Origin of the sequence: Mesorhizobium erdmanii (genome assembly GCF_013170725.1) — a bacterium.
GTDB lineage: Bacteria > Pseudomonadota > Alphaproteobacteria > Rhizobiales > Rhizobiaceae > Mesorhizobium > Mesorhizobium erdmanii.
The window spans coordinates 4,704,021-4,728,794 of sequence record NZ_CP033361.1 but is presented as its reverse complement, the minus strand read 5'-3'; the positions used below and the strand labels follow the sequence as shown (position 1 = coordinate 4,728,794).

At 63.0% G+C, this 24,774-nt stretch carries 27 protein-coding genes, 2 tRNA genes and 2 pseudogenes; 22 read left to right on the top strand and 9 right to left on the bottom strand.

Annotated elements, in window-relative coordinates:
- Positions 1-49: 49 nt before the first annotated feature.
- The 4 genes from EB233_RS23100 to EB233_RS23085 all read left to right on the top strand — a co-directional run bounded on the left by EB233_RS23100 (position 50) and on the right by EB233_RS23085 (position 4,131).
- A complete protein-coding gene (locus EB233_RS23100) occupies positions 50-1,258 on the top strand; it encodes a diaminopropionate ammonia-lyase (protein WP_064991699.1) in 1,209 nt (402 codons plus the stop codon).
- On the top strand, positions 1,255-2,499 hold the full coding sequence (locus EB233_RS23095; protein WP_064991698.1) for a Zn-dependent hydrolase: 1,245 nt from the start codon (positions 1,255-1,257) through the stop codon (positions 2,497-2,499). Before EB233_RS23100 ends, EB233_RS23095 begins: the two co-directional genes overlap by 4 nt.
- The gene (locus tag EB233_RS23090) at positions 2,492-3,652 is read left to right on the top strand and encodes a M20 aminoacylase family protein (protein ID WP_064991697.1); all 1,161 of its coding nucleotides are present in this window, start codon (positions 2,492-2,494) and stop codon (positions 3,650-3,652) included. Before EB233_RS23095 ends, EB233_RS23090 begins: the two co-directional genes overlap by 8 nt.
- Positions 3,653-3,957: 305 nt before the next feature.
- Complete coding sequence (locus tag EB233_RS23085) at positions 3,958-4,131, top strand: hypothetical protein (protein WP_244277805.1); 174 nt, start codon at positions 3,958-3,960, stop codon at positions 4,129-4,131.
- A 34-nt stretch (positions 4,132-4,165) separates the two neighbouring features.
- Here the strand turns inward: EB233_RS23085 and EB233_RS23080 are convergent, their stop codons facing one another.
- Complete coding sequence (locus EB233_RS23080; protein ID WP_155765442.1) at positions 4,166-4,717, bottom strand: hypothetical protein; 552 nt, start codon at positions 4,715-4,717, stop codon at positions 4,166-4,168.
- On the opposite strand from EB233_RS23080, the gene EB233_RS23075 reads away from it, so the two are divergent.
- From EB233_RS23075 to EB233_RS23055, 5 genes are all read left to right on the top strand, one after another.
- Positions 4,704-6,797: an ATP-dependent helicase gene (locus tag EB233_RS23075; RefSeq protein WP_064991695.1), complete on the top strand. Its 2,094-nt coding sequence runs from the start codon at positions 4,704-4,706 to the stop codon at positions 6,795-6,797. The two genes, EB233_RS23080 and EB233_RS23075, sit on opposite strands and share 14 nt — an antisense overlap.
- Positions 6,798-6,805: 8 nt before the next feature.
- On the top strand, positions 6,806-7,588 hold the full coding sequence (dapB, locus tag EB233_RS23070) for a 4-hydroxy-tetrahydrodipicolinate reductase (protein ID WP_064991694.1): 783 nt from the start codon (positions 6,806-6,808) through the stop codon (positions 7,586-7,588).
- A 172-nt stretch (positions 7,589-7,760) separates the two neighbouring features.
- Positions 7,761-8,765, top strand: a complete 1,005-nt coding sequence (locus tag EB233_RS23065; RefSeq protein ID WP_064991886.1) for an ABC transporter substrate-binding protein — start codon at positions 7,761-7,763, stop codon at positions 8,763-8,765.
- Between the two features lie 105 nt (positions 8,766-8,870).
- A complete protein-coding gene (locus tag EB233_RS23060; protein ID WP_064991693.1) occupies positions 8,871-9,680 on the top strand; it encodes an ABC transporter ATP-binding protein in 810 nt (269 codons plus the stop codon).
- A gap of 12 nt (positions 9,681-9,692) precedes the next feature.
- Entirely contained in the window at positions 9,693-10,571 is an 879-nt protein-coding gene (locus EB233_RS23055) for an ABC transporter permease (protein ID WP_027053242.1), read from the top strand.
- Positions 10,572-10,593: 22 nt separating this feature from the next.
- On the opposite strand, the gene EB233_RS23050 is transcribed toward EB233_RS23055, so the two are convergent.
- Together EB233_RS23050 and EB233_RS23045 are read right to left on the bottom strand one after the other, a co-directional pair.
- Positions 10,594-11,952, bottom strand: a complete 1,359-nt coding sequence (locus EB233_RS23050) for a sensor histidine kinase (protein WP_064991692.1) — start codon at positions 11,950-11,952, stop codon at positions 10,594-10,596.
- Positions 11,942-12,610: a response regulator gene (locus tag EB233_RS23045; RefSeq protein ID WP_064991691.1), complete on the bottom strand. Its 669-nt coding sequence runs from the start codon at positions 12,608-12,610 to the stop codon at positions 11,942-11,944. Before EB233_RS23045 ends, EB233_RS23050 begins: the two co-directional genes overlap by 11 nt.
- A gap of 465 nt (positions 12,611-13,075) precedes the next feature.
- On the opposite strand from EB233_RS23045, the gene EB233_RS23040 reads away from it, so the two are divergent.
- From EB233_RS23040 to EB233_RS23020, 5 genes are all read left to right on the top strand, one after another.
- Positions 13,076-13,279: a DUF680 domain-containing protein gene (locus EB233_RS23040; protein WP_064991690.1), complete on the top strand. Its 204-nt coding sequence runs from the start codon at positions 13,076-13,078 to the stop codon at positions 13,277-13,279.
- A 46-nt stretch (positions 13,280-13,325) separates the two neighbouring features.
- On the top strand, positions 13,326-13,529 hold the full coding sequence (locus tag EB233_RS23035; RefSeq protein WP_064991689.1) for a DUF680 domain-containing protein: 204 nt from the start codon (positions 13,326-13,328) through the stop codon (positions 13,527-13,529).
- A gap of 43 nt (positions 13,530-13,572) precedes the next feature.
- Entirely contained in the window at positions 13,573-13,800 is a 228-nt protein-coding gene (locus tag EB233_RS23030) for a DUF680 domain-containing protein (RefSeq protein WP_027053238.1), read from the top strand.
- Positions 13,801-14,186: 386 nt separating this feature from the next.
- The gene (locus tag EB233_RS23025; protein WP_027053237.1) at positions 14,187-14,429 is read left to right on the top strand and encodes a DUF680 domain-containing protein; all 243 of its coding nucleotides are present in this window, start codon (positions 14,187-14,189) and stop codon (positions 14,427-14,429) included.
- Positions 14,430-14,684: 255 nt separating this feature from the next.
- Complete coding sequence (locus EB233_RS23020) at positions 14,685-14,924, top strand: DUF680 domain-containing protein (protein WP_064991688.1); 240 nt, start codon at positions 14,685-14,687, stop codon at positions 14,922-14,924.
- Between the two features lie 58 nt (positions 14,925-14,982).
- On the opposite strand, the gene EB233_RS23015 is transcribed toward EB233_RS23020, so the two are convergent.
- Genes EB233_RS23015 through purM form a run of 3 tightly spaced genes read right to left on the bottom strand, consistent with a single transcriptional unit; the run spans position 14,983 to position 17,312 of the window.
- Positions 14,983-15,492: a SixA phosphatase family protein gene (locus EB233_RS23015; protein ID WP_064991687.1), complete on the bottom strand. Its 510-nt coding sequence runs from the start codon at positions 15,490-15,492 to the stop codon at positions 14,983-14,985.
- A gap of 15 nt (positions 15,493-15,507) precedes the next feature.
- On the bottom strand, positions 15,508-16,221 hold the full coding sequence (gene purN / locus EB233_RS23010; protein WP_064991686.1) for a phosphoribosylglycinamide formyltransferase: 714 nt from the start codon (positions 16,219-16,221) through the stop codon (positions 15,508-15,510).
- Positions 16,218-17,312 (bottom strand): phosphoribosylformylglycinamidine cyclo-ligase, encoded by a 1,095-nt coding sequence (purM, locus tag EB233_RS23005; protein ID WP_064991685.1) that lies wholly within the window; start codon positions 17,310-17,312, stop codon positions 16,218-16,220. Before purM ends, purN begins: the two co-directional genes overlap by 4 nt.
- 122 nt (positions 17,313-17,434) lie before the next feature.
- Here purM and EB233_RS23000 point away from each other — a divergent pair.
- From EB233_RS23000 to hdaA, 3 genes and pseudogenes are all read left to right on the top strand, one after another.
- Positions 17,435-17,764: pseudogene (locus EB233_RS23000) on the top strand (CDP-alcohol phosphatidyltransferase family protein); the annotation flags it as partial.
- Positions 17,736-18,944: an AI-2E family transporter gene (locus EB233_RS22995; RefSeq protein WP_064991683.1), complete on the top strand. Its 1,209-nt coding sequence runs from the start codon at positions 17,736-17,738 to the stop codon at positions 18,942-18,944. The pseudogene EB233_RS23000 and the gene EB233_RS22995, both read left to right, overlap by 29 nt.
- Positions 18,941-19,645 carry a DnaA regulatory inactivator HdaA gene (gene hdaA / locus EB233_RS22990; RefSeq protein WP_064991682.1) on the top strand — a complete coding sequence of 235 codons (705 nt, stop codon included), beginning with the start codon at positions 18,941-18,943 and terminating at the stop codon, positions 19,643-19,645. The genes EB233_RS22995 and hdaA overlap by 4 nt, the downstream gene beginning before the upstream one ends.
- A 318-nt stretch (positions 19,646-19,963) precedes the next feature.
- Here hdaA and EB233_RS22985 read toward each other — a convergent pair.
- Positions 19,964-20,040 (bottom strand) — tRNA-Pro (locus EB233_RS22985).
- Positions 20,041-20,165: 125 nt separating this feature from the next.
- Here EB233_RS22985 and EB233_RS22980 point away from each other — a divergent pair.
- The gene (locus EB233_RS22980; RefSeq protein WP_064991885.1) at positions 20,166-20,471 is read left to right on the top strand and encodes an ETC complex I subunit; all 306 of its coding nucleotides are present in this window, start codon (positions 20,166-20,168) and stop codon (positions 20,469-20,471) included.
- A gap of 47 nt (positions 20,472-20,518) precedes the next feature.
- Positions 20,519-20,595, top strand: a tRNA-Arg gene (locus tag EB233_RS22975).
- A 38-nt stretch (positions 20,596-20,633) separates the two neighbouring features.
- Here EB233_RS22975 and EB233_RS22970 read toward each other — a convergent pair.
- Both EB233_RS22970 and EB233_RS22965 read right to left on the bottom strand, forming a co-directional pair.
- Positions 20,634-21,822 (bottom strand): annotated as a pseudogene (locus tag EB233_RS22970) (helix-turn-helix domain-containing protein).
- 190 nt (positions 21,823-22,012) lie between these two features.
- Entirely contained in the window at positions 22,013-23,005 is a 993-nt protein-coding gene (locus EB233_RS22965) for an IS481 family transposase (protein ID WP_027055698.1), read from the bottom strand.
- A 100-nt stretch (positions 23,006-23,105) separates the two neighbouring features.
- On the opposite strand from EB233_RS22965, the gene EB233_RS22960 reads away from it, so the two are divergent.
- The 3 genes from EB233_RS22960 (at position 23,106) to EB233_RS22950 (ending at position 24,771) form a co-directional block, all read left to right on the top strand.
- Positions 23,106-23,387 carry a hypothetical protein gene (locus EB233_RS22960; protein ID WP_064992133.1) on the top strand — a complete coding sequence of 94 codons (282 nt, stop codon included), beginning with the start codon at positions 23,106-23,108 and terminating at the stop codon, positions 23,385-23,387.
- 174 nt (positions 23,388-23,561) lie between these two features.
- On the top strand, positions 23,562-23,783 hold the full coding sequence (locus tag EB233_RS22955; RefSeq protein WP_064992134.1) for a hypothetical protein: 222 nt from the start codon (positions 23,562-23,564) through the stop codon (positions 23,781-23,783).
- A 199-nt stretch (positions 23,784-23,982) separates the two neighbouring features.
- Positions 23,983-24,771, top strand: a complete 789-nt coding sequence (locus EB233_RS22950) for a GGDEF domain-containing protein (protein ID WP_064992135.1) — start codon at positions 23,983-23,985, stop codon at positions 24,769-24,771.
- The last annotated feature ends 3 nt before the right edge of the window (positions 24,772-24,774 follow it).

The window sequence follows — 24,774 nt, the reverse complement described above, 5'->3', positions numbered from 1 at the left end:
TGCGCCTGTCTTGCAATATGTTCTCGCTGACTGCCCAAGGAGGTCGCCAGTGTTCCTGCCCAATCGTAATGTCTTGCACGGTGAGCCGCTTGATGCCGCCGACGCCGAAACCCTCGGGATTGCCGGGGCGGATACGGTCGAGCACTTTCTTGACCATCGCCACAATCATGCGATGACGCCGCTGCACGCGCTGCCGGCGCTGGCGGGCGAACTCGGCCTCGGCACGGTGCATGTCAAGGATGAGGGCTTTCGTCTCGGCCTCGGCAGCTTCAAGGCGCTGGGCGGTGCCTATGCTGTCTTTCGCCTTGTGCTTGAGGAGGCAGGCAAGCGGCTTGGCCGTCACGTCGACGTTGAGGATCTCGACCGGGCCGAGGTTCGCTCGGTCGCCGCGAGGATGACTCTTGCCTGCGCCACCGATGGCAATCACGGCCGCTCCGTCGCGCAAGGTGCTGAGCTTGCCGGCGCCAGGGCCGTGATCTTTGTCCATGCCGGCGTCAGCGACGAGCGCGTCTCGGCAATCGCCCGTTATGGCGCGGCGATGGTCCGTGTCGACGGCAATTATGACGATTCGGTCAGGCAGGCCGCCAGGGTCGCGGCAGAGAAAGGCTGGACCGTGGTGTCGGATACGTCGTGGCCGGGCTATGAGCGCATCCCCGGCCTGGTGATGCAGGGCTATACGGCGATCGTGCGCGAGGCGCTGCGCCAGCTTGGCGAGCCGCCGACCCATGTCTTCGTCCAGGCAGGCGTCGGCGGCATTGCCGCCGCGGTGGCCGGCCATCTCGCCATCGTGCTCGGCGCGGCGAGGCCAACCTTCGTTGTCGTCGAGCCCGCCCGCGCGGCCTGCGTTGCCGGGGCTGCCCGGGCAGGGCACGTGGTCAAGGTGGCGCACGACCAGCCGACTGTCATGGCCATGCTTGAATGCTACGAGGCCTCGCAAGTCGCCTGGCGCGTGCTGGCGCGCGCCGCTGATGCCTTCATGACCGTGAATGAGGACGACGCTGTCTCCGTGATGCGACGGCTGGCACGGCCGGCCGGCAGTGATCCGGTGGTCGTCGCCGGCGAAAGCGGCGGCGTCGGCCTTGCCGGGCTGATCCGCGCGGTGGCCGAGAACAGAACCGAACTCGGCCTCGACGGCAAATCCCGCGTGCTGGTGATCAACACAGAAGGTGCGACCGACCCGCTTCGTTATGCCGAACTGGTCGGCATGAGCCCGGCCGACGTGCTGGCCGGCAGGTTGGCTGCCGAGGCAACACCATGATTTCGATCGATGCGCAACGCCTGCTTGGCCGCATTCGCGAACTTGGCGCCGTTGGCCGCGATGGCGAGGGCAGGCTGATCCGCCTGGCGGCCTCCGACACAGACAAACAGGGCCGCGACCTCTTCGTCGCCTGGCTGCGGCGGGCCGGGCTCGATGTCGCCATCGACCGCATCGGCAACATCTTCGGCATCTGGCAAGTCGCTGACAATGCAGGCAAGGCACCGCTGCTCATCGGCTCGCACATCGATACGGTCATCGACGCCGGCATCTACGATGGCTGCTATGGCGTGCTTTCCGGGCTCGAAGTGATCGAGAGGCTGAAGGCGTCGGGCCTTGTCCCGTCGCGCCCGATCGCCGTCGCCGCCTTCACCAATGAGGAAGGCGTGGGCTTCTCTCCCGACATGATGGGCTCGCTTGTCCATGCCGGTGGCGTCGATGTCGAAGCGGCACTCGCCGCCGTCGGCACCGATGGCAGCACGCTCGGCCAGGAACTTGCCCGCATCGGCTATGCCGGCGACCGCGAACCGGGTTTTTTCAAGCCGCACATCTATGTCGAACTGCATATCGAACAGGGACCGGTCCTTGAGCGGGAGGGCATCCCGATCGGCGCGGTGGAGACTTTGCAAGGTATTTCCTGGCAGCGCATCACCCTCGATGGCGTCGCCAACCATGCCGGCACCACGCCCATGTCGATGCGCTGCGACGCCGGATATGCCGCGGCCCGCGTGGTCACCTTCCTGCATGACCGGGCAACGGCCTCGAATTCGCCAACTGTTGCCACCGTCGGCACGATGCGTCTGGAGCCGAATGCCATCAACGTCATTCCATCGCGCGCCGTCTTCACCGTCGATCTGCGTGATCCTGACGAGCAGCGCTTGCGGGCGGAAGAAGCGGCGCTGGCCGCCTTTCTGCAACAGCTTGCCGCAGAGGGCGTCACCGTGACGGTCGAAAGGCTGGCACGCTTTGAACCGGTTGTCTTCGACGGCAAAGTCGTCGAATTGATCGAGGCGGCGGCGAAGAAGCGCGGGCTCGTCTCGCGGCGCATGACCTCGGGCGCCGGTCATGATGCGCAGATGATCGCGCGCATCGCGCCAGCGGCGATGATCTTCGTGCCGAGCGCCGGAGGCATCAGTCACAGCCCACATGAGCACACCGGGGATGCCGAGCTTGTTGCCGGCGCCAACATCCTGCTTGATGTCGTCACCGAGCTTGCGGAACTGGAGGGGCGCAGGAATGGCTGAACTCAATCTCGAAGCGCTGAAGCGCGAGATGACCGCCTGGCGGCGCGACCTGCACGCGCACCCTGAATTCGGTTTTGAGGAGAAGCGCACCGCGGCCTTCGTCGCGGCCAGGCTGCGCGAATTCGGCCTCGACGATGTCGCGGAGGGGGTCGGCGGCACCGGTGTCGTCGGCACGCTGAAGCGCGGCAGCGGCAACCGCGCCATTGCGCTGAGGGCCGACATGGATGCGCTGCGCATATCGGAGCAGTCGGCCGCGCCCTACCGATCCGGCAATCCGGGTGTCATGCATGCCTGCGGTCATGACGGCCACACAGCCATGCTGCTCGGCGCGGCAAAGCTGCTGGCTGGCGAGGGTGGCTTCGACGGCACCGTGCGTTTCATCTTCCAGCCGGCCGAGGAGTGGGGCAAGGGCGCGCTGGCCATGCTTGACGACGGCCTGCTGCAGCGCTTTCCCTTCGACGAGATTTTCGGCCTGCACAATATGCCTGGTCTGCCCGTCGGGCATTTCGAGACCCGCGCCGGCCCGATCATGTCGGCGGAGGACAATTTCGAGATCGTGCTGAGAGGGCTCGGCGGCCACGCGGCGCGGCCGCATTCGGGCAACGAAACGCTGGTCGCCGCCTGCGCGCTGGTCACCCATCTGCAGACCATCGTCTCGCGCCGGCTGAGCCCGGCCGATATAGCGGTGGTTTCAGTGACCGAACTGATTACCGACGGCACCCGCAACGCATTGCCCGGCCTTGCCCGCATCCTTGGCGATGCGCGCAGTTTCCGCCCCGAAGTCAGCGCCGCGATCGAGCGCCAGATGCGTATCATCGCCGAGGGTACCGCTGCCGCCTACAACGTTGCCGCCGAGGTCAATTACAGTAGAGAATTCATGCCTCTGCGCAACGATGCGGAACTGGCAGAGGCGGCCTTCGCTGCCGCCAGGAACGTCTTCGAGCCTGGCAATATCGCGGTCGCCCGCGAGCCGATGACGGCGTCGGAGGATTTCGCCCGTTTCGTCGACCATGTACCGGGCTGCTTCGTCTTCCTCGGCAATGGCGAGGCATCGCCGCCGCTGCACAATTCCAGCTACGACTTCAACGATGATGGGCTGGTGTTCGGCGCCAGCTTCCATGTCGCCATTGCCAGGCAACGGCTTGCGATTTGACAGACCACGATCCATTTCGACCCGTTTTGCGGGGGGAAAAGGCCAAAATCCACGATCCGGCATGACGCGACGGCAAGACTCAGCTACCCTTCGTCCTGCGGCGGACCTGATTTATCCGCTTGGCCGGCGCCTTCTCCTCCCAAGCGGCGCCGGCCTTCTTCGCTGAAGCGTCGCCTGCTAAATTAGCATTCGTTAAAGTTAGAATATTCGCACTTGCAAGAAGTTAGGGTCTTGCTGGCATACAGGCCGCAGGTCTTTTGGGGGCTGCGGGCAGACAGATGCGCGGGCGGAACTGGATAAAGACATTGCGTCAGAACGAGGCGCGGCAGGTGCGTGCGCGCATCGCTGAACTCGAAAGAAACTTGACGGGGGCGTCGCCGTTGCGAGGCCGTCAGCATCGAGAGGAATCCGGGAACGAACTGCGCAATGCCAAGTTCCGCCTCGAGCGCCTCGAGGAATGCATCGCGGCAATGCGCTGAGGTTCGGATTGCCACTCGACTGCACGGAACATACTTACTTGCCTACAGTCCCCGCGTCCATGACAGGAATGCTGGCATGGCCGCTTTGTTCGGTACCGGCAGCCTTTGTTGGCGGCAGCCTGTTGTCACAGGCCGAGACAATCAAAGCCAACAGGATGAGGCCTGACCTTAGCTTTTTCATCGTGATCGCCTCCATCCTCACAAACGAGGCGATCTCGGTTTGGTTGCGAACTTGCCGGGATGGAACAAAAAGCCCCGCCTTCGGTTGACCTTCTTTAGAGGAGACCGCGGCATGATCCGTCTGCTTCTGGCCGGCACCTTGGCCTTTCTTACCTACCGCCTCGCTCGCAAGATGATCGACGACATTCCCGGCGACATCGATCCCCTGTTGCTGCCGGCACCGAGAAGTGATCGCGACGCTCTGCGCCGCCAATCGGCCATGGGTGTCGATCCCGGACGGTAGAGCAATTCCCACGAAAACCGTGAAGCGGTTTGGCAACAGCAATCGCGTCGGAACCTCGAGCGTGCCGCTTCTTTGTTGCGAACAAAGCGGAAACGATGCTTGATGGGCGATGAACGTCGCCACCCATGATTCGACTTTTTTGGAGCCGGCCGCAACGCCCGCTTATCTAGCGCGCTTGAACGATGCCCAGCGCCAGGCCGTCGAGCATGGCGACGGCAAGATCGCGGGGCCGTTGCTGGTCATTGCCGGCGCCGGCTCGGGCAAGACCAACACGCTGGCGCATCGCGTCGCTCATCTCATCGTCAGGGGAGCCGATCCCCGCCGCATCCTGCTGATGACCTTCTCGCGGCGGGCCGCCTCCGAAATGGCCAAGCGTGTCGAGCGTATCGCCGGCGAGGTGCTCGGCCGCGACGCCGCTGTCATCACCGATGCGCTGACCTGGGCCGGTACTTTCCACGGCATCGGCGCCCGACTGTTGCGCGACTATGCGCTGGAGATCGGCCTCGATCCGGCCTTCACCATCCATGATCGCGAGGATTCGGCCGACCTGATGAATCTCGTGCGCCACGAACTCGGTTTCTCGAAGACGGAGGCGCGTTTTCCGACCAAGGGCACCTGCCTCGCCATCTATTCGCGCGCGGTCAACGCGCAGGCGCTGCTTGGTGAGGTACTGGGCTCGGCTTTTCCCTGGTGCGCCGGCTGGGCAGACCAGCTGAAGCAATTGTTCGCGGGTTATGTCGAAGCAAAGCAGGCGCAGAACGTGCTCGATTACGATGATCTGCTGCTCTACTGGGCACAGATGGCGGCCGAGCCGGAGATCGCGGCGCATCTCGGTGCGCGTTTCGACCATGTTCTGGTCGACGAATACCAGGACACCAACCGGCTGCAGGCCTCGATCCTGATGGCGCTGAAACCGGATGGCTCCGGGCTGACGGTGGTCGGCGACGATGCCCAGTCGATCTATTCGTTCCGTGCGGCTGAAGTGCGCAACATCCTCGACTTCCCAAGGCAGTTCGCCCAGGCCGCCGATGTGGTGATGCTGGAGCGCAATTACCGCTCGACAGAAACCATTCTAGCCGCCGCCAATGCGGTGATCGGCGAGGCCTCGGAACGGTTTACCAAGAACCTCTGGTCGGAGCGCAAATCCACCGACAAGCCAAGGCTGGTAACCGTGCGCGACGAGGTTGAGCAGGCAAGCTTCGTCTGTGACACCATCCTTGCCGAACGCGAGGCCGGTACGGCGCTGAAATCGCAAGCGGTGCTGTTTCGCGCCTCGCACCATAGCGGCCCGTTGGAAATCGAACTGACGCGCCGCAATATCCCCTTCGTCAAGTTCGGCGGGCTGAAATTCCTCGATGCCGCTCATGTCAAGGACGTACTGGCGGTGCTGCGCTTTGCCGAAAATCCGCGCGACCGCGTCGCCGGGTTTCGCGTCCTGCAACTGATGCCGGGCATTGGTCCCTCGGCTGCCGGCCAAATAGTCGAGACAATGACATCGGCGCTGGACGAGGCGATGGGCCTCGCCGGCTGGCGCCCGCCGCAGCGCGCGGCCGATGACTGGCCGGGCTTCGTCTCGCTCTATTCCGGGCTGCGGGCCGGCGCCAAATGGCCGGCCGACCTCGAGCAGGTCAGGTTGTGGTACGAGCCGCATCTGGAGCGCATTCACGAGGACGCGATCACACGCCGCGCCGACCTTCTGCAGCTTGAGCAGATCGGTTCGGGATATGCCTCGCGCGAACGCTTCCTGACCGAATTAACGCTCGACCCGCCGGACGCGACCAGCGACCAGGCCGGCCCACCGCATCGCGACGAGGACTATCTGATCCTGTCCACGATCCATTCGGCCAAGGGCCAGGAGTGGAAGAATGTCTTCGTGCTCAACACCGTCGATGGCTGCATTCCGGCCGATCTCGGCGTCGGCACCAAGGAGGATATCGAGGAGGAACGCCGGCTGCTCTACGTGGCGATGACGCGGGCCAAGGACAACCTCAACCTGATCATGCCGCAGCGTTTCTTTCCGCATGGTCAGGCGGCGCGCGGCGACCGCCATCTCTATGCCTCGCGCACCCGCTTCATCCCGGCATCGATCCTCGCCGCGTTCCAGCAGATGTCGTGGCCGAGCGCGCAAGCCGCACAGGGCAGGGCACCCCGGCCGGAAGTGCGCGTCGATATCGGCGCGCGCATGCGCGGCATGTGGAAATAGCTGGCGTCATGGCGCAACCGCCGATCCGGATCGTGGTCGCAGGCGCGCTTGGCCGCATGGGCCGCCAGATGGCCGAGGCCGTGCAGACCGATCCGCGGCTGGCACTCGCCGCACGCTTCCACCGGCCGGGCACTGTAGGCGACGGGTTGGTGAGCCGCGACGAGGCGCTTGCAACGGCCGATGTGGTGATCGATTTCAGCACGCCGGCGGCTTCGGCCGACCTGGCGAGGTTTTGCGCAAACCGGGGCGGCCCCGGTTTGGTGGTTGGTTCGACGGGTTTCGATTCCGCCGAACTGGCTGATATCGCCGACGCCGCGAAAACGATTCCCATCGTCCGCTCCGGTAGTTTTTCGCTCGGGCTGAACATGCTGATCGGATTGGTCGAACAGGCGGCGAGAGCGCTCGATGCCGATGACTGGGATGCCGAGATTTTCGAGGCGCATCACCGCCACAAGATCGACGCGCCGTCGGGCACCGCGCTGATGCTGGGCCAAGCCGTTGCCGGCGGACGCGGCGTCGCACTGGATGCGGTCGCAAGGCGCGTTCGCGACGGGGTCACCGGCGTGCGTCCTCCCGGCGAGATCGGCTTTGCGGTGGTCCGCGGCGGCAGCATTGTCGGCGAACACAGCGTCAGCTTCTGTGCCGACGGCGAGCTCGTCACCTTGTCGCATGCCGCCGGCGATCGCATCATGTTCGCCCGTGGGGCGATCGCTGCTGCACTCTGGGTGGCGGGACGCCCGCCTGGCCAATACGATATGCGCGACGTGCTGGGGCTGAACGCTCGTGCGTGACGTTGCGAACGATTTTTTTGCCGCGCGGCTGAAAGCCAGCTGAAAGCTTGGACATGTCATGACAGTGGTGCGGGTATCACCGCATGTCCGGCCCGCGAGGGCCGACGAGGGAGGAATGCGGCGCGGCTTCACAGCGCGTCGCCCAAATGGAGGAAGATTTGTGACCGGTTTCATCTCGAAGTGCGCCTTGCGCACTGCCGCCTTGACGCTTGCCATCACCGCCGCGGGGGCCACAGTGGCATCGGCGGCCGACGAAAAGATTTCCATCATGGTTGGCGGCTACGAAAAGCAGATCTATCTGCCCGCCAAACTCACCGAAGCGCTCGGCTTCTTCAAGGATGAGGGTCTCGACGTCGAGTTGTTGAACGAACCGGCCGGTGTCGATGCCGAAAACGAAATGCTGGCCGGCGCCGTACAAGGCGTTGTCGGCTTCTACGACCATTGCATCGACCTGCAGGCCAAAGGCAAATTCGTCGAATCTGTCGTCCAGTTCAGCCAGGCGCCGGGCGAAGTCGAACTGGTCTCGACGAAACATCCCGAGATCAAGTCGCCCGCCGATTTCAAGGGCATGAACCTGGGTGTCACCGGCCTGGGCTCCTCGACAAACTTCCTGACGGAATACCTTGCCGTGAAGAACGGCTTGAAGCTGGGTGAATTCACCTCAATCCCGGTCGGCGCCGGCGATACATTCATCGCCGCCATGCAACAGGACAAGATTCAGGCCGGCATGACGACCGAACCGACCATCACCCGGCTCCTCAAGACTGGCGCAGCCACCGTCCTTATCGACATGCGCACGATAGAAGGCACCAAGGCCGCGCTCGGCGGCACATACCCAGCCGCGTCCCTCTACATGCAGACGGACTGGGTCGAGGCCCACAAGGACGTCGTGCAGAAGCTGGCCAATGCTTTCGTCAAAACGCAGAAATTCATCAACACCCACAGCGGCGCTGAAATCGCCGACAAGATGCCGAAGGACTACTATGTCGGCGACAAGGAAGGCTATGTGAAAGCCCTCGATGCCGGCAAGGCGATGTTCACCGCCGACGGCGTTATGCCCGAGGGCGGCCCCGAAACAGTGCTTACGGTGCTTTCGGCCTTCAAGAAGGAACTGCAAGGCAAGCAGATCGACCTGTCGAAGACCTACACCTCGGAATTCGTCAAAAACGCCAAGTGATGGAACCCTGCCGGCGTGATGCCCTAGCATCGCGCCGGCAACTCTCCTTTCCTGCGTCCGGCGATCCCCGCGCGGCGTCCGCCTTCTATTGGAGTTTGCTCAACCATGGCTGTCGAAATGACCGCTCCGGCGATCGAGCTGATCAATGTCAGCCGCCGCTTCCTTACGCCCACCGGCAAGTCACTGACGGCGATCCGTGATTTTACCATGACGGTCGAGCGCGGCGAATTCGTCGCCGTCGTCGGCCCGACCGGCTGCGGCAAGTCGACGACGCTCAACCTCGTCACCGGCCTCGCCAGCCCCAGTGCTGGTGAGGTTCGCGTCATGGGCGCGCCGGTCAAGGGCATAGACCCGCGCATCGGCTTCGTGTTCCAGACCGACGCGCTGTTCCCGTGGCGCACGGTGATCGAGAACGTCATGGCCGGGCCGCTCTTCCGTGGCAGGGCGAAGCAGGAGGCGATCGCCGCGGCGCGCGACTGGCTGGCGCGCGTCGGACTGGCGCGTTTCGAACACCACTATCCGCACCAGCTCTCAGGCGGCATGCGCAAGCGCGTGGCGCTCGCACAGACCTTCATCAACGGTCCAGAGATACTGTTGATGGACGAGCCGTTTTCCGCGCTCGACGTACAGACGCGCGTCCTCATGCACGAGGAACTGCTGCGCCTCTGGTCCGAAGCCAAGGCGTCCGTTGTGTTCGTCACTCATGATCTGGAGGAAGCAATCGCGCTGGCCGACAAGGTCTATGTGCTGACCGCCGGGCCGGCGACGGTAAAGTCTGTCTACAAGATCGATCTGCCGCGCCCGCGCGTCGTCGCCGACATCCGCTACGAGCAAAGCTTCATCGACTATTCGCGCACCATCTGGGCCGATCTCAAGGAAGAGGTCGAGACCAGCTATGCCCGCGCCGCCGCGTGAGGGAGGACACAAATGACCGATGCCGCCATCGACATCAGGGCCGGAAGCTTTAAGCCGGGAACCTCTGACGCGGAAATCGAAGCCGCTGCCGCCAAAGCCGCGCAGCATCGCCGCCGTACGGTAACCTTCTGGCGGCTTGCCATCCTCATCGTCTTCCTGGTCGCCTGGGAGGTCGCTGGGCGCATGGCCTGGATCGATCCGTTCTTTTATGCGACGCCAAGCGCGATCGCGCAGAGGCTCTATGAGTGGACGACGGAGGGCACGTCCGAAGGACCCCTTTGGTACCATCTCTACGTCACCATGGAGGAGTCCGTCCTCGGCTTCGTCACCGGCTCGGTCGCCGGCATCGTCATCGGCGTCGCTCTCGGTCGCAACCGCATGGCAGCCGACATCTTTTCCATCTACATCAAAGTGATCAATTCGATCCCGCGCGTGGTGCTGGCGCCGATCTTCATCATGATCCTCGGGCTTGGCCTTGCTTCGAAAGTGGCGCTGGCCTTCGTCATGGTGTTCTTCGTCGTCTTCCACAACGCATTCCAGGGCGTCCGCGAGGCGGACCGGTCGATGATTGCCAATGCCCGCATCCTCGGTGCCTCCGACTGGCAATTGACGCGCTCGGTGATCGTGCCGTCGGCGATGAGCTGGATCTTCGCCAGCCTGCATGTCAGCTTCGGCTTCGCCATCATCGGCGCCATCGTCGGCGAGTTCGTCGGTTCGCGCTACGGCATCGGTCTTTTGATCAACATCGCCAAGGGCTCTTTCGACGCCGCCGGCATGTATGCCGCGATCGTCATCATCATGGTGGTGGCGCTTGGCGCGGAATATCTGATGACGATGGTCGAGAACCGGCTGGCGAAATGGCGCCCGCAGCCCTTGCATGAAACGCAGTAGGCGAAGTCCGCTCGGTTAGCGATCAGCCGCCCGCCAGCGGCAGCCGCACCTCGACCACCAGGCCGCCGGCCACGCCATCCGCGAGGGTGACGCGGCCGGCGGCATTTTCGACCACCTCGCGCACGATGGCCAGTCCCAGCCCGCTGCCTTCGCCGGCGGCGTCAGCGAGACGGTAGAAGCGCTCGAAGACATGGTCTCGTTCCTCGGCGGGTATGCCCGGCCCGTCATCAGTGACGGTCAGCACGGCCTCGCCATCGCTGGCGGCCAGCCTGACGGTGACGGTGCCGCCGGCCGGCGTGTAGCGCAGCGCGTTGTCGACAAGGTTGACGATCATCTCGCGCAGCATGGTGCCGTCGCCGATCACGGTCACGGGACCGGTTTCGTCCAACCCGAGATCGATGTTGCGCGCCACAGCTGCCGGCGCCTGCGTTTCGAGTACATGGCGGGCGGCTTGGGTCAGGTCGATGCGGTCGGCACGTGGCCGCCGGCTGCCTGGCTCGGCGCGCGACAGGGTGAGCAGTTGTTCGGCCAGCCGGGCCAGCCGTCCGGAACTGGCCTGCAGCGCCATCAGCGCTTCTTGGCGTGCGTCGGCGGCACTTTCGCGAAGTGCGTAGCTCGCCTGCGTTGACAGCAGCGCCAGTGGGGTCCGCAATTGGTGCGCCGCATTGGCGATGAAGCGGCGCTGCGCCGCCATCTGCGCCCTGACGCGTTCCATATAGGCGTTGAGCGCATCGACCAACGGCCGGATTTCGCTCTGCGCGCCGGCGACTTCGATCGGTTCGAGCTCGCTGCGCTTGGGTGAGCGCACCGCGTCGCGCAGCCTGATCAGCGGCGCCAGCCCACGCCGCAGGCCGAGCAGCACGAAGACGCCGGCAATCGCCACCAGCGCCAGTTGCTGGGTGAAGGCGCTGACCCAGAGATGCCGCACCATCGCGTCGTGGCCGGCAAGCGTGATGCCGACGGTGACCGATATCGGCGAGTCTTCGCCGGCGCCGACCACCGCGTGCGTAAACGTTGCCAGCCGCAGCGCCTGGTCGCGGTATATCGCCTCCATGCTCGGGCGCCCCGGCGTTTTCGTCAGGCCAGGATAGCCGGTCAGCAGTCGCCCTTGCGCGGTATCAACGCGATAGTAGACCCTGTCGCGGTCGCCGGTGTCGAACATCTCGAGCGCTGCCGGAGGCACCGTGGCGTTGAGCACCCCGTCGGTCATGGTGACCTGCTCGGCAATCATCCGTGCCGACCCCACCAGCATGCGATCGGTAATCAGATCGGCGGTTGCCTGTGCGCTGCGATGGCTGGTCCACAGATTGATGGTTGCCAGCCCGGCGAGCGGCAGCACCACCCAGGCCAGGAGTTGCAGCCGGAGACTGTTAATCCTCATGGCGCAATAGATAGCCGAGACCGCGCAAGGTGGCGATCTGGACCCGCGACCCCTCAAGCTTCTTGCGTACACGGTGCACATAGATCTCGATGGCGCTGGGGTCGGCGTCGGTCTCGAAATCGTAGATCGCCGCCGACAATGCCGCCTTGCTCACGGTGCGCCCGGCCTTGACCATCAATTGCTCCAGCACCGCATGCTCACGCGGTGTGAGTGCCAGCGTCTCGCCGGCGAGCGAAAACAGCCTTGTGTTGGTGTCGAAGACGAGATCGCCGCAGGCAACGACAGGTGCGGTCCGGTCATTGGCGCGGCGCAGCTGCACACGGATGCGCGCCTCGAGCTCCTCGATCTGGAAGGGCTTTGCGAGATAGTCGTCGGCGCCTTGATTGAGGCCCTTGACCCGGCCGTCGAGGCTGGCGTTGGCGGTCAATACGATCACCGGCACCGCATTGCCGCGCGCCCGCAGCAGGCGCAGCACCTCCATTCCGCCCATGCGCGGCAGCGCCAGGTCGAGGATGACAAGCGCATGATCGCCGGCTGCCAGCGCGTGCTCGACATCCTCGCCGTCATGGACGATGTCGACCACATAATTTGCCTGGCGCAGCGTCTTGCCCAACCAGTCGGCCAGTTCGCGATTATCCTCAACGAGCAGCAGTCGCATGTCTATCCGGATCCATCTCCCAGCGGATCGCCTTGGCCCGATCGGCCACGGCGATCTCTCTCGAATGAGCGACAGTATCGATTGCAACGCAAGACAAATGCGGTCCCGGCTAGCGGGCGCAGCGGATTTTCAAGGGGTCGGATCGGCCTGTTTTCGTCCAGAAATCGAACCGAACGGTTCGGTTCTGATTGACAGATTGTATCGCAGACGGTGAACAATCACCTCCAAAAGCACTTCGGCTTCATCAGGATCTCGGAGCTCAATTGGCTGAAATCATTACATAAATCGCGTTAGAATTGCTGCGATGCAATATGCATTGTCTATAATATAAGAAGATTCTGCAAAGCGGACGCGACTGGAAATCCCAAAAGGCATTCCCTACTTCGGGGTGGTCCGAGCGACGCGAAATTCCTCCCAGAAGGCACGCCACTAGACGGACAGGATTAAGAAACTGGAGTACTTAAAATGACCAAGATCGCTCTTACCGCTGCTGCCATCCTCGTTGCCACGGGCGCCGCTTTCGCCGGCAGCGACAACTATGGCTCCGCCAACGTCAATCAGCCCGTCGCCGCTATCGACCATTCGGTCACCGCTTCGACCACGAAGTCGACCGCAACGGTCCAGGCCCAGGCGCCGCAGGGCGCTGACCGCAACCTCTTCGGCCGCTAATCGCGACTGCCGACATCACCCAATTTCGAATTCAGGAGTAGTTAAAATGACCAAGATCGCTCTTACCGCTGCTGCCATCCTCGTTGCCACGGGCACCGCTTTCGCCGGCAGCGACAACTATGGCTCGGCCAACGCCAACCAGCCCGCCGCCGCTATCGACCATTCGGTCACCGCTTCGACCACGAAGTCGACCGCAACGGTCCAGGCTCAGGCGCCGCAGGGCGCCGACCGCAACCTCTTCGGCCGCTAATCTCAGCCGATACCACCAAACCTCGAATTCAGGAGTAGTTAAAATGACCAAGATCGCTCTTACCGCCGCCGCCATCCTTGTTGCCACGGGCACGGCTTTTGCCGGCAGCGACAACTATGGTTCCAACAATGTCAACCAGCCGGTTGCCAGTCAGTCGTCCTCGAACGTCGACACCGTCCGCACCGGTTCGATCGCGAAGTCCGTAAAGACACAGGGCGACGCCAATGCCAACGTGCCGGCTCAGTCTGGCCAGGGCATCTGGGGCCGTTAATTCCTGCAATCCCCGGAAGACGACAAAGAGCGGTGGGCCTCGCCCGCCGCTCTTGTTTTTTGCGTACGTGAGTGCTGATCGAAAATCGAACCGATCGGTTCAAGTTATAGTGACGGACCGTGAGCGGATGGTCGGCGCCTGTTCAGCGAATAGTCGCGATATAGGCAGATCATTTTCGTATAACCATATGATGTTGAATAATAAAATCTTCAGCTTTTGATTTCTGGGCCGAAGTTCGAGTTCAGCATCCGGCGCGTGATGGAACATCTTCGTGATTGGAAGTCGGCGAACTAAAAACCCACTTCGGGTCTGTCCGAGCGACGCGAAATTCCTCCCAAGGGCACGCCACTTGACGGACAGAAGAGAGAGATACTGGAGTACTTAAAATGACCAAGATCGCACTTACCGCCGCCGCCATCCTCATTGCCACGGGCACGGCTTTCGCCGGCAGTGACAATTACGGTTCGGACAACGTCAACCAGCCGGCCGTCACCGCACCAGCGGTCAAGGCGGGCACCATAGACCACACCTTCACGGCTTCTACCCGCAAGACAACCGAGCACCACGGATTCAGGCTGACCCCGGATTCGGATCAGCCTGAATCAGGCCAGGGGATCTGGGGCCAGTAAGCAACCGGCCGACGCGTCTGGGGCAGCTGTTCTGCGCGGCGGGCCTCGACGACAAAGAGCGGTGGGTCCGGCCCGCCGCTCTTGTTTTTTGCGCAAGAGGACTGGCACCGGCTGGCATCGGTTCGATCGACCGGTCGTCGGACCCGGCACAAAAAATATCCGTCTCCAGGAATAAAACGGGGCGGCGTCGGGTCTCATCCTCAGCGGAACCGTCCTCCCAAGACGCCGCCTAACGGATGAAACCAGGAGATTGAAATGAATAAGATCGCTCTCACTATCGCCGCCATTCTAGTTGCGACGGGCGCCGCCTTTGCCGGCAGTGACCACTACGGTTCCGATAACGCCAACCAGCCGGTTGCCTCGCTCGCCGGCGTCGATCATGCCGTCACCGGCGCCGTCAAGAATACGGATATTGCTGGCCAGAAGGCAGCAGACGCCAAGATGAAGACCACCGCCGATTGGCCGGAATCCGGCCAGGGCATCTGGGGGAACTGAGATTTCGCGCGGGCGGTGGCGGCTTTGGCCCGCCACAGCCCGGCTTTGGACATCTATTCTAGCCGAGATCCTTGGGCCGTAGGCAATGCGTCAGCCGGCCGGACGATAGGGCGGACCAGTTGCCGTCGAAGACAAGGCGCGCCAGGGCCGCGGTCGGAAATTTTTCGTCGAGCCTCATGCGCGCCTTGGCCTCCGAGCCTGAACCGGCAAGTTGTTTCGCCAGATATTCCAGGCCCGGATTGTGACCAACCACTGCCAGGCAGCCGCTCGACGGGTCGGCCAGACGGATCTGGCTCAAAATATCCGCCGCTGAAGCTTCGTAGAGCGCCTCCGTAAATGCGACCCGGGGGTGCACTGGCAGTTCGTCGGCGACCAGCCGCCATGTGTCGCGGGTGCGGAGCGCCGAAGACACCAGAACCTGATCCGGTAGCCATCCGCGCGCCGCAAGTGCCCGGCCCATCAATTTGGCCGCTTTCGATCCGCGTTGCGCGAGCGGACGGTCGAAATCGTCGAGATCAGGATCGTCCCAGCTCGATTTGGCGTGACGCAGCAGAAGCAGCTGTCTCATGGCCGTATTCTCGGCTCAGGGCGTGATCCGCGCCAGGTGCTCCAGATCGGCTTCTTCACGAAGCGGGTCGGGCGCCATCACCACCGAGGTGGCGTTGTCGGCATCGTCGGCAAAGTGGGCGAGCACCGTGCGTCCGGCCTCCATGCGCGCCTTGCCTTCGGCGACCAGCCCCAGCGCCAGCGCATAGAGCCGGTGCTCGGCCTTCAGCACCCGGGCAGCCAGCGTATCGGCGTTGTCGCCGACCATCACCGGCACGGCCGCTTGCGCGATGATCGGCCCGTCATCCATTTCGGAAGTTACGAAATGCACGGTGCAGCCATGAATACGCAGGCCGGCGGCCAGGGCGCGCGCATGGGTGTCGAGGCCCTTGAATGCCGGCAGCAGGGCAGGGTGGATATTGATCATGCGGCCCTGCCATTTCTGGACGAAGCCGGAGGTGAGGATGCGCATGTAGCCAGCCAGCGCCACGATCTCGGCATTGAAGGCCGTGAGCGCCGCGTCGATCGCCGCGTCATGCGCCTGCTTGCTGCCATGGCCGGCGCGGGTGATGACCTGCGTGGCGATGCCGCGCGCCTTGGCGATTCCGAGGCCGGCGGCGTCGGCTTTGTCGGAAATGACGCCAACGATCTCGGCCGGGAAGGCCGGGTCGCTAGCAGCCGCGATCAGTGCGGTCATGTTCGAGCCGCGCCCCGATATCAGGACGACGGTGCGTTTTCTCTGCGTGCTCATAGGCCGATCGAGCCCCGATAGATGACGCCGGCGTCGCGGCGCGGCACAATGCGGCCGATCGGCGTCACCGTCTCGCCGGCTTCCTGCAGCACGGCTGCGACCTGTGCCGCCTGGCCGGAGGCAACCGCCAGGATCATGCCAATGCCGCAATTAAAGGTGCGCATCATCTCTTCCGGCGCCACGCCACCTGTCTTGGCCAGCCACGAGAACACCGCAGGCACGTCGATAGCCTCAAGGTCGAGTTCGGCCGAAAAATCCTTGGGCAGCACGCGGGGAATGTTTTCCGGGAAACCGCCGCCGGTGATGTGAGCCAGGGCCTTGATGCCATGCGTGTTGCGAATAGCCTTGAGGATCGATTTGACATAGATGCGGGTCGGTTCGAGCAGTGCCTCGGCCAGCGTCGCCTCGTCATTGAAGGGCGCCGGATCGCTCCACGAAAGGCCGCTTGCGGCGACGATGCGGCGCACCAGCGAGAAGCCGTTCGAATGCAGGCCCGAGGAAGCGAGGCCAAGCAGCACGTCGCCTTCGACGATGTCGTCGGTTGGCAAAAGCTGGCCGCGTTCGGCCGCCCCCACGGCAAAGCCGGCAAGGTCATAGTCCTTGCCGTGATACATGCCGGGCATCTCAGCCGTCTCGCCGCCGATCAGCGCGCAGCCGGCCTGCCGGCAGCCTTCGGCGATGCCGCCGACGATCGCCGCACCCTGGTCGGGATCGAGCTTGCCGGTGGCGAAATAATCGAGGAAGAACAGGGGTTCGGCTCCCTGAACGACGATGTCGTTGACGCACATGGCGACGAGATCGATGCCGATCGTGTCGTGCTTGCCGGCATCGATGGCGATCTTAAGCTTGGTGCCGACACCGTCATTGGCGGCGACCAGCACCGGGTCGGTGAAGCCGGCCGCCTTGAGGTCGAACAGGCCGCCGAAACCGCCGATCTCGCCATCCGCGCCCGGCCGGCGCGTGGCGCGCACCAGCGGCTTGATCTTCTCGACCATGAGATTGCCGGCATCGATATCGACGCCGGCCTCGGCATAGGTGAGCCCGTTCCTGCGCTTGGCCGTTTTGTCCGGGCTTGTGTCGCGCTTGCTCATCGCAATTTTCCTGCTCGTTTGCGGGCTCTTCGCATGAACGGTTTCGGTCCGCAAGGATAACGGCGGAGCCGAGCCCCTTTTTGGCCCGACAAAAGCGTGGATAGCCTGGCATCGCGCACGGCTGGGCCGTTGCCGGCTTCGTCATCGCCGGCGCCTCGGATGGCGTCGACGGCTTCATCGCCCGCCTGTTCAACCAGCAGTCCGCGCTCGGCGCCTATCTCGATCCGATGGCCGACAAGCTGCTTCTGGTGTCGAAGGCCAACACCGCCGTCCAGATCGTGCTGGCGGCGGTCGTGCTGGGCGAACTCGCCTTTGCCGTGCGGATCGACCCCCTGCGGCCAGCCCTCATATTGCTGTCCAGGGTCTTGACCGTGGCTTCGGCCGCGGCCTATCTCGTGGCTTGGCTGAGGCATATGAGCGGCTATGGCGAAAGCTCCAATCCGGACATCTGAGAAAGAAGCGGCGGTGATCGAGGCTGCGGCCGCCGATCTTGCCGCGGCTTCCGCGTTTCGCCGGCAGATTTCCTTTTGGGTGATTGGTGCGGCGTTGCTCGCCCTTTTCCTGTATATCTTCAGCGCCATCCTGTTGCCGTTCGTCGCCGGAATGGTGCTTGCCTATTTCCTCGATCCGGTCGCCGACCGGCTGCAGCGGCTCGGCCTGTCGCGCTTCATGGCAACGGTGGTCATCCTCATCACTTTCCTCATCGTGCTGGTGCTGGCCTTCGTTATCCTTATTCCGGTTCTGGCCACGCAGATGGCCGATTTCGCCGGCAAGCTGCCGGAATACCTGACACGGTTGCAGAGCCTGATCACCTCCTTCGATCCGAAATGGCTGGAACAGAAATTCGGCGTCAACGCCAATGGCTTGCGCAACGGGTTGAACTCGCTGCTGACCTCCGGCTTCGGCCTGATCACAACGGTGTTCACCTCGCTCTGGAGTTCCGGCATGGCACTGGTCTCGGTCGTCAGCCTTTTCGTGGTGACGCCGGTGGTCGCCTTCTACATGCTGCTCGACTGGGACCGCATGGTGGCTGTCATCGACAGCTGGGTGCCGCGCGACCATGTCGGCACCGTGCGCGCCATCGCGCGTGACATCAACACAGCGACCGCCGGCTTCGTGCGCGGCCAGGGCACGCTCTGTTTGGTGCTGGGCGCCATGTACGCCACCGGCCTGACGCTGACCGGGCTGAATTTCGCCATCCTCATCGGCCTGTTCGCCGGGCTGATCTCCTTCATCCCCTACGTCGGCTCGCTGACCGGGCTGGTGCTGGCCGTCGGCGTCGCCTTCGTCCAGTTCTGGCCGGACTGGTCGATGATCGTCGCGGTCGCGGTGGTCTTCTTCATCGGTCAGTTCATCGAAGGCAACATATTGCAGCCCAGGCTGGTCGGCAAAAGCGTCGGCCTGCATCCGGTATGGTTGATGTTCGCGCTGTTCGCCTTCGGCGCCCTGTTCGGTTTTGTCGGCTTGCTGATTGCCGTGCCGGCTTCCGCCGCCGTAGCCGTTCTGGTGCGCTTTGCCATCGCCCGCTATCTCGAATCGCCCCTGTACAAGGGCCACGCGACAGAGGCCGCGCCGCCGCTGCCGGCCGATCGTGGCGGCGGTCACCGCACGCAGCCGCGTCGCTCGAAGTGACCGCCCAGCGAACCGATCCGCCGCGCCAGCTGCCGCTCGATCTCGGCCACGGCACCGGCTATTCGCGCGACGAACTCGTCGTCTCCGGCACCAACAACCAGGCGGCGGCACTGGTCGATCGATGGCCGGACTGGCCTTCGCCGGTGGTGGTCCTGGCAGGCCCCGCAGGCTCCGGCAAGACGCATCTGGCCTCGATCTGGCGTGTCCGCGCGAACGCCGTGGCCGTGAATCCCATGCGCATTGGCGACAGCATCGCCAGTCTCGACGCCCGGCCGGCATTGATCGACGATGTCGATACACTCGGGATCGACGAACAAGGCCTGTTTCACCTGATCAATGCGGTGCGCGGCGCCGGCTCGACGCTGCTTCTGACGGCGCGGCGCTTTCCATCCGCCTGGGGTGTTTCTCTCCCCGATCTGGCGTCGCGGCTGAAGGCGGCGGCGACGGTCGAAATCCATGAACCGGACGACCTCCTGCTCGCCGGCGTCATCACCAAGCTGTTCGCCGACCGCCAGGTCGAGGTCGAGCCGCATGTCGTGCAGTATCTGGTGCGGCGCATCGAACGCTCGCTGGCGACGGCTATGCGCGTGGTGGAGCGGCTGGATCGCACCGCGTTGGAGCGCAAGATACCGATTACCCGGGCATTGGCGGCCGAAGCGGTCAGCGCCATGGATGAGGGGCAGCGCGAGTTCGAGATCTAGATACTGTCGATACTCTGATGATCGGCAAAGGCTGGGCATGTCCCATTTCGGGAAAGATCAGCTGGCACCTATCTTGCAGCGTGAGCTTGCCGGCTGACCCCGGTCCTGATTGCGTTCCAAATCAGGTTGTAGGCTCGCCGGGAATGAGGTTGGGGTTCTCGCCCGGCGAGCTTGCCTTCTAGTGCATCGATCGATCGCGGCGCTGTCGCAGCGACCAATCAACGAGCACACCTCACCTCATTCACGACACCTGCGGCTGCCGTGGTTGCGGCATTCGTGGCGGGCGAGGGCGCTTAGTCGGCGCGGGATATGAAGGGATGGTCGGAGTGGAGAGATTCGAACTCCCGACCCTCTGGTCCCAAACCAGATGCGCTACCAGCCTGCGCTACACTCCGAACGGTCTGTTGCCTATTCATTTCGGTGTTACATGGCAAGTGCAAAAACCTTGCCGCGGTCCGCATTGCGCAGTAATGACGGGCGAAGAGGCGGCGATGCTGCCTTGCACAACCATGAGGTGGCCATGTCCGCGCGCATTTTCAGCCCAGCCAAAACCGCGATGCAGTCCGGCAAGGCCAAGACCGGCCACTGGGTGCTGGAATTCGACCCCGAGATGCGCAAGAAGATCGATCCCTTGATGGGCTATACCACGTCGGGAGACATGAGGAGCCAGATCAGGCTGACTTTCGACACGCGGGAAGAGGCAATCGCCTACGCTGAAAAGGAAGGGCTTGCCTTCCGCGTCGAGGAGCCGAAAGAGACCAAGCGCCGCCAGATTTCCTATGCGGAGAATTTCCGCTATGACCGCAGGACGCCCTGGACGCATTGAACGGCGGCCAGCGCCAGATATCCAGCCGGCCCCTTTGGCCGGCTTGCGGTCCCGTAGCTCAGCTGGATAGAGCACCGGCCTTCTAAGCCGATGGTCACAGGTTCGAATCCTGTCGGGATCGCCAATCAACTGCCGGTCCGTTCCGGACACATAGGTTACGGTTTATACCGGAGACATAGGTAACACTTTTGGCCCGAAGGGGTTTTGGAGTGGTTCGAGCCTGCATGTCTCGTCGTCGAAATATCCCAAATCATAGTCCATGAAGCTGGTCAGCCAGATATGGTCCTCGACCTGTTTGATGCCGACGGTCTGGCCGGCAAAGACAAGGCTGAGGTTGATCTTCTTGCGATTGTCGCAGATGCGGCCGCAGGTGGTGACGGTGACGGCCTTATCGTGAAACGGATAGGCGAGATCCGGCAGACCGGCATAGGGACGCGTTGAAGGTTGGTAGCGCTCGGCTGGACAATCCATGCCGAGCGCCTGGTGCGGGCGTTCGGAGTTGAACTCGTCGATGAAGTCGTCGAACCTGGCCTGCTGTTGAAGGAAATTGGCGCCGGCCGGCTTGGTGGTTTCCTTCTTCAGGGTGAGGTGCATACGCTCATGGCGGCCGTTCTGCTGCGGGCAGCCCGGCTTGATGCGCTCGATGTCGATGCCCAGGCGCAGCCACCAGACCGACAGCTTGCTGAGGTTGAACAGCACATTGGGGCTGGCGAAGGGAACGCCATTGTCGGTCCTGATCGCGCCGGGCAGGCCGAACTCCTTGAAAACGCTTTCGAACACCGTGAAGGCATAGGCTTCCTTGGTGGTCGACAGCGCCTCGCAGGCGATGAGATAACGGCTGGCGAAGTCGGTGATCGTCAGCGGATAGCAATAGCGCCGATCGGCGAGCATGAACTCGCCCTTGTAGTCGGCACACCAAAGATCGTTGGGGCGATACCCCGTTTGAAAGCGGTGTCCCCGTCGCCCTGTTGCGCCGTCGCTTGCGGTGCTCGACCATGCCGTGCCGGTCGAGAACCGCATGCACCGTCGAGATCGCAAGCCGGTGCACGTCCCGATACAGTCGGGCCAACCGCTCGCGTATCTTCGGCGCACCCCAAGTCGGCTTGTCTTGCTTGAGGCGCACAATCAGCTTCTCGATTTGAAACGGAAGCTGATTGGCGTGGCGGTAGGGCCGGCGCGATCGATCCGTCAGCCCTTCCAGGCCGCTGTCGTTGTAGCGCGTGAGAATCTTGTAACCGGTCTTGCGCGAGATATCGAACTCACGGCAAAGTACGGCCATCTTCTCGCCGTCCAGCAGCCGGGCGATGAACTTCAGCCGCTCTTCCATGACGTTACACTCCTTCCAAGGCACCTTGCTCTCCTTGCAAAGGGCCGAAAGTGTAACCCATCTATCCGCAATGAACTGTCACCCATCTCTCGGGAAGGGCAGCCGGTTTTGCTAATGCATGTCGCCCAAAAAGTGGTCCCGGTTTTGGAGAACGACATGCATAAAAACAAAGACCTAAGGCGCGTCGACTGAATCCGCTCATACGCGACGCGCTTTAGGTGTTTGGTCCCGGCATTTGCTGGAGCGGATTGAGTTTGAAGCGTTCCGGTTGTGAGACCCATGCCTTGCAGATGAACTCGTATGGGGTGAGACCTTTGAGGGTCTTGAGCCTGCGAGCGAAATTGTAGGCGGCAACGAAGTCGGCGAGATGGGTGCGTAGTTGGTCGTGGCCCTCATAGTAGAAGCGCTTGACGGTGGCGTCCTTGATGGTTCGGTTCATTCTCTCGACCTGGCCGTTGGTCCACGGATGCCTCGCCTTGGTCGTGCGATGCTCGATGTCGTTCCTGGCGCAGGTGTACTCGAAGGCGTGAGCGCGGAAGATCTCGCCATTGGCGATTGCCTCCTTGATCAGCGGCACCGCCGAGCCACCGGCACCGGGCGTGGTGAACTGAATGCCGTTATCGGTAAGCACGGTATGAATCTTGTAGGGAACGGCCGCGATCAGGCGCAGTAGAAAGTCTCTCGAGACGGCGGTGGGGGCCTTCTCGTGCAACTCGACGAAGGCGAACTTCGAGGTCCGATCAATGGCGACGAACATGTGCAGCTTGCCCTGCTCGGTCCTCACCTCGGCAATGTCGATGTGGAAGTAGCCGATCGGGTAGCTCTTGAATTTCTTCTTCGCCGGTTTGTCACCCTCGACATCCGTCAGGCGGCCGATGCCATGGCGTTGCAGGCAGCGATGCAATGAAGACCGCGTCAGGTGCGGGATGGTTGGCTGCAAGGCATAAAAGCAGTCGTCGAGCGGTAGCAACGTGTAGCGCCGGAAGGCGACGATGATTGCCTCCTCCTCGATCGAGAGCACTGTCGATCTCGGTTCCTTCGGACCAGTCGGCAGATCGGCGACTGAAGTTCGCCTCTTCCATTTGGCGACCGTCTTCTGGTTGATCCCGTAGCGCTTGGCCAGAGCCCTCAGGCTCTCTTGACTATACTGTATCGCTCGACGGACCGCCTCTGTCGTTGTGGCGCTCCCATGCAGAACCTGGCCCATAGCGCATCCTTTGATTCGGAAGATAAGGATGCCCCATCAAAGCCTGGGATCAAACATTTAGGCTGTGTCGTCGGTACGCTGCCGGTCTTCGCCGCAAGGCATGAACAGAGGGAACCTGACGCTCGCCAGCGCGTTGCGTCGGATGGTCAAGCAGATCGCCTTCGCCGCCGTGCTGTTCCAGGTTGCCGTCTTCTCGGCTCTGATAACTCAGACGGTACTTTTCGCATCCACGGCTACCCAGGCCGCCGACGTACAGCAGGCCGTCGCGGTCGCTGACAAGGAATGCGCCTCCGCGACCTGGCCGAACATTCCGGGCCGGTGCCTGGAGCGGGTTAAAGCGCGCAGCTCCAGAGTAACGATGGTGCTGATGGCCGGGCAATGAGGCCAGACCCACCTGGCAGCCCGGAACTATTTCGTGATCAGCCGAGCTTGGAACCTTACCCCCGCATGAGGCGTTCGGGGCCTTGTATTCGCGGTGCCTCATAAAAGGGCAATGTCGGGCCAGCGAATGGGTGGTGCAAAACAAGAGCGGGTTGGGGGAGGAGAAAACGAGGCCATGTCGAAACGTGAAATTGGAACGTCCCCTGCCTTGGTGCGGCGTATCGCTGAACTCAAAGCCAGAATGCAGGATGCCGAAATTTCCGATCATGAGATGGAGACCTTCCACAAGGTCGCCGCCATCATGGGGGCAGGCGATGGTGCCTTGCGACTGGATGCCGACGACCTGATCGCGGCATCCTTCGTTGTCGAAGCGAGCGGACCGGCGCCCAACCGTTGATGGGTCAGGATTTCCTCTATCAGCTGAAGTCCACAACCAGATCCGCACGCGTCGCCAGATCCGCACGCGTCGTGAGCACGGCCGCCCTCCGGCGGTCGTTGCTTTTGACTTTTGGCCTCGATCGCGAATTGAAGGAAAGTCTTAGCATTTTGTTTGCGTTGGCACGTCATAGTAGGGACGGCTAACGGAGTGGAATGGGATGAGGCTCGACCTGTCGCCGACCAGCTGGGGCAGGGTGATCGCTGTCACCGTCGCCGGCACGGCATTCTTCATTGCCGTGGCGTTTTTCGTCGATTCGTTCAATTTTCCCTATCTCTCGCCCGAGGCTCTCTGGCACGCGGAGCTCACGGACCTGCTGCTTCCCCTGGTGCTGGGCGGCTCGTTTCTGTTTTTCCTGATGTGGAAGATTCGCCAGCTGGCCATCGCCCAGCGTGACCTCAGCGTTATCGCGGCGACCGATAGCCTGACGGCGGTGCTGAACCGCGGCGCCTTCTCGATGCTGGTCGAGGCCTATCTCGAGCAGACCCGCAAGCAGGAGCAGCCCCGTTCCGGCGCCCTGCTGATCATCGATGCCGACCACTTCAAGTCGATCAACGACCGGCTCGGTCATGACAGCGGCGACCAGGCGCTCAAGCTGATCGCGCAGGCGATCAAGGGACAGCTTCGCGGCAGCGACATTGTCGGCCGCATCGGCGGCGAGGAATTCGGCGTGTTTCTTCCCGGGGTCGACCCCTCGCAATCCTGGCTGGTCGCCGAAGGCATTCGCCGACGGATTCGCGAGATGGACTTTTCGCCCGGTGGCCGCGCGTGCCCGCTCTCCGTATCGATCGGCGGCACCAGCTTCAGCGGGCCGACGACCTACGAGGCGATATTCTCGGCCGCCGACAGACGGCTTTACGCCGCCAAATCGAACGGACGCGACCAGGTCAGCTTCGACCCGGCGGAAGCCTCCCTGGTGTCTCAGCCCAGCGTCGCGACGGTGCATTGACCG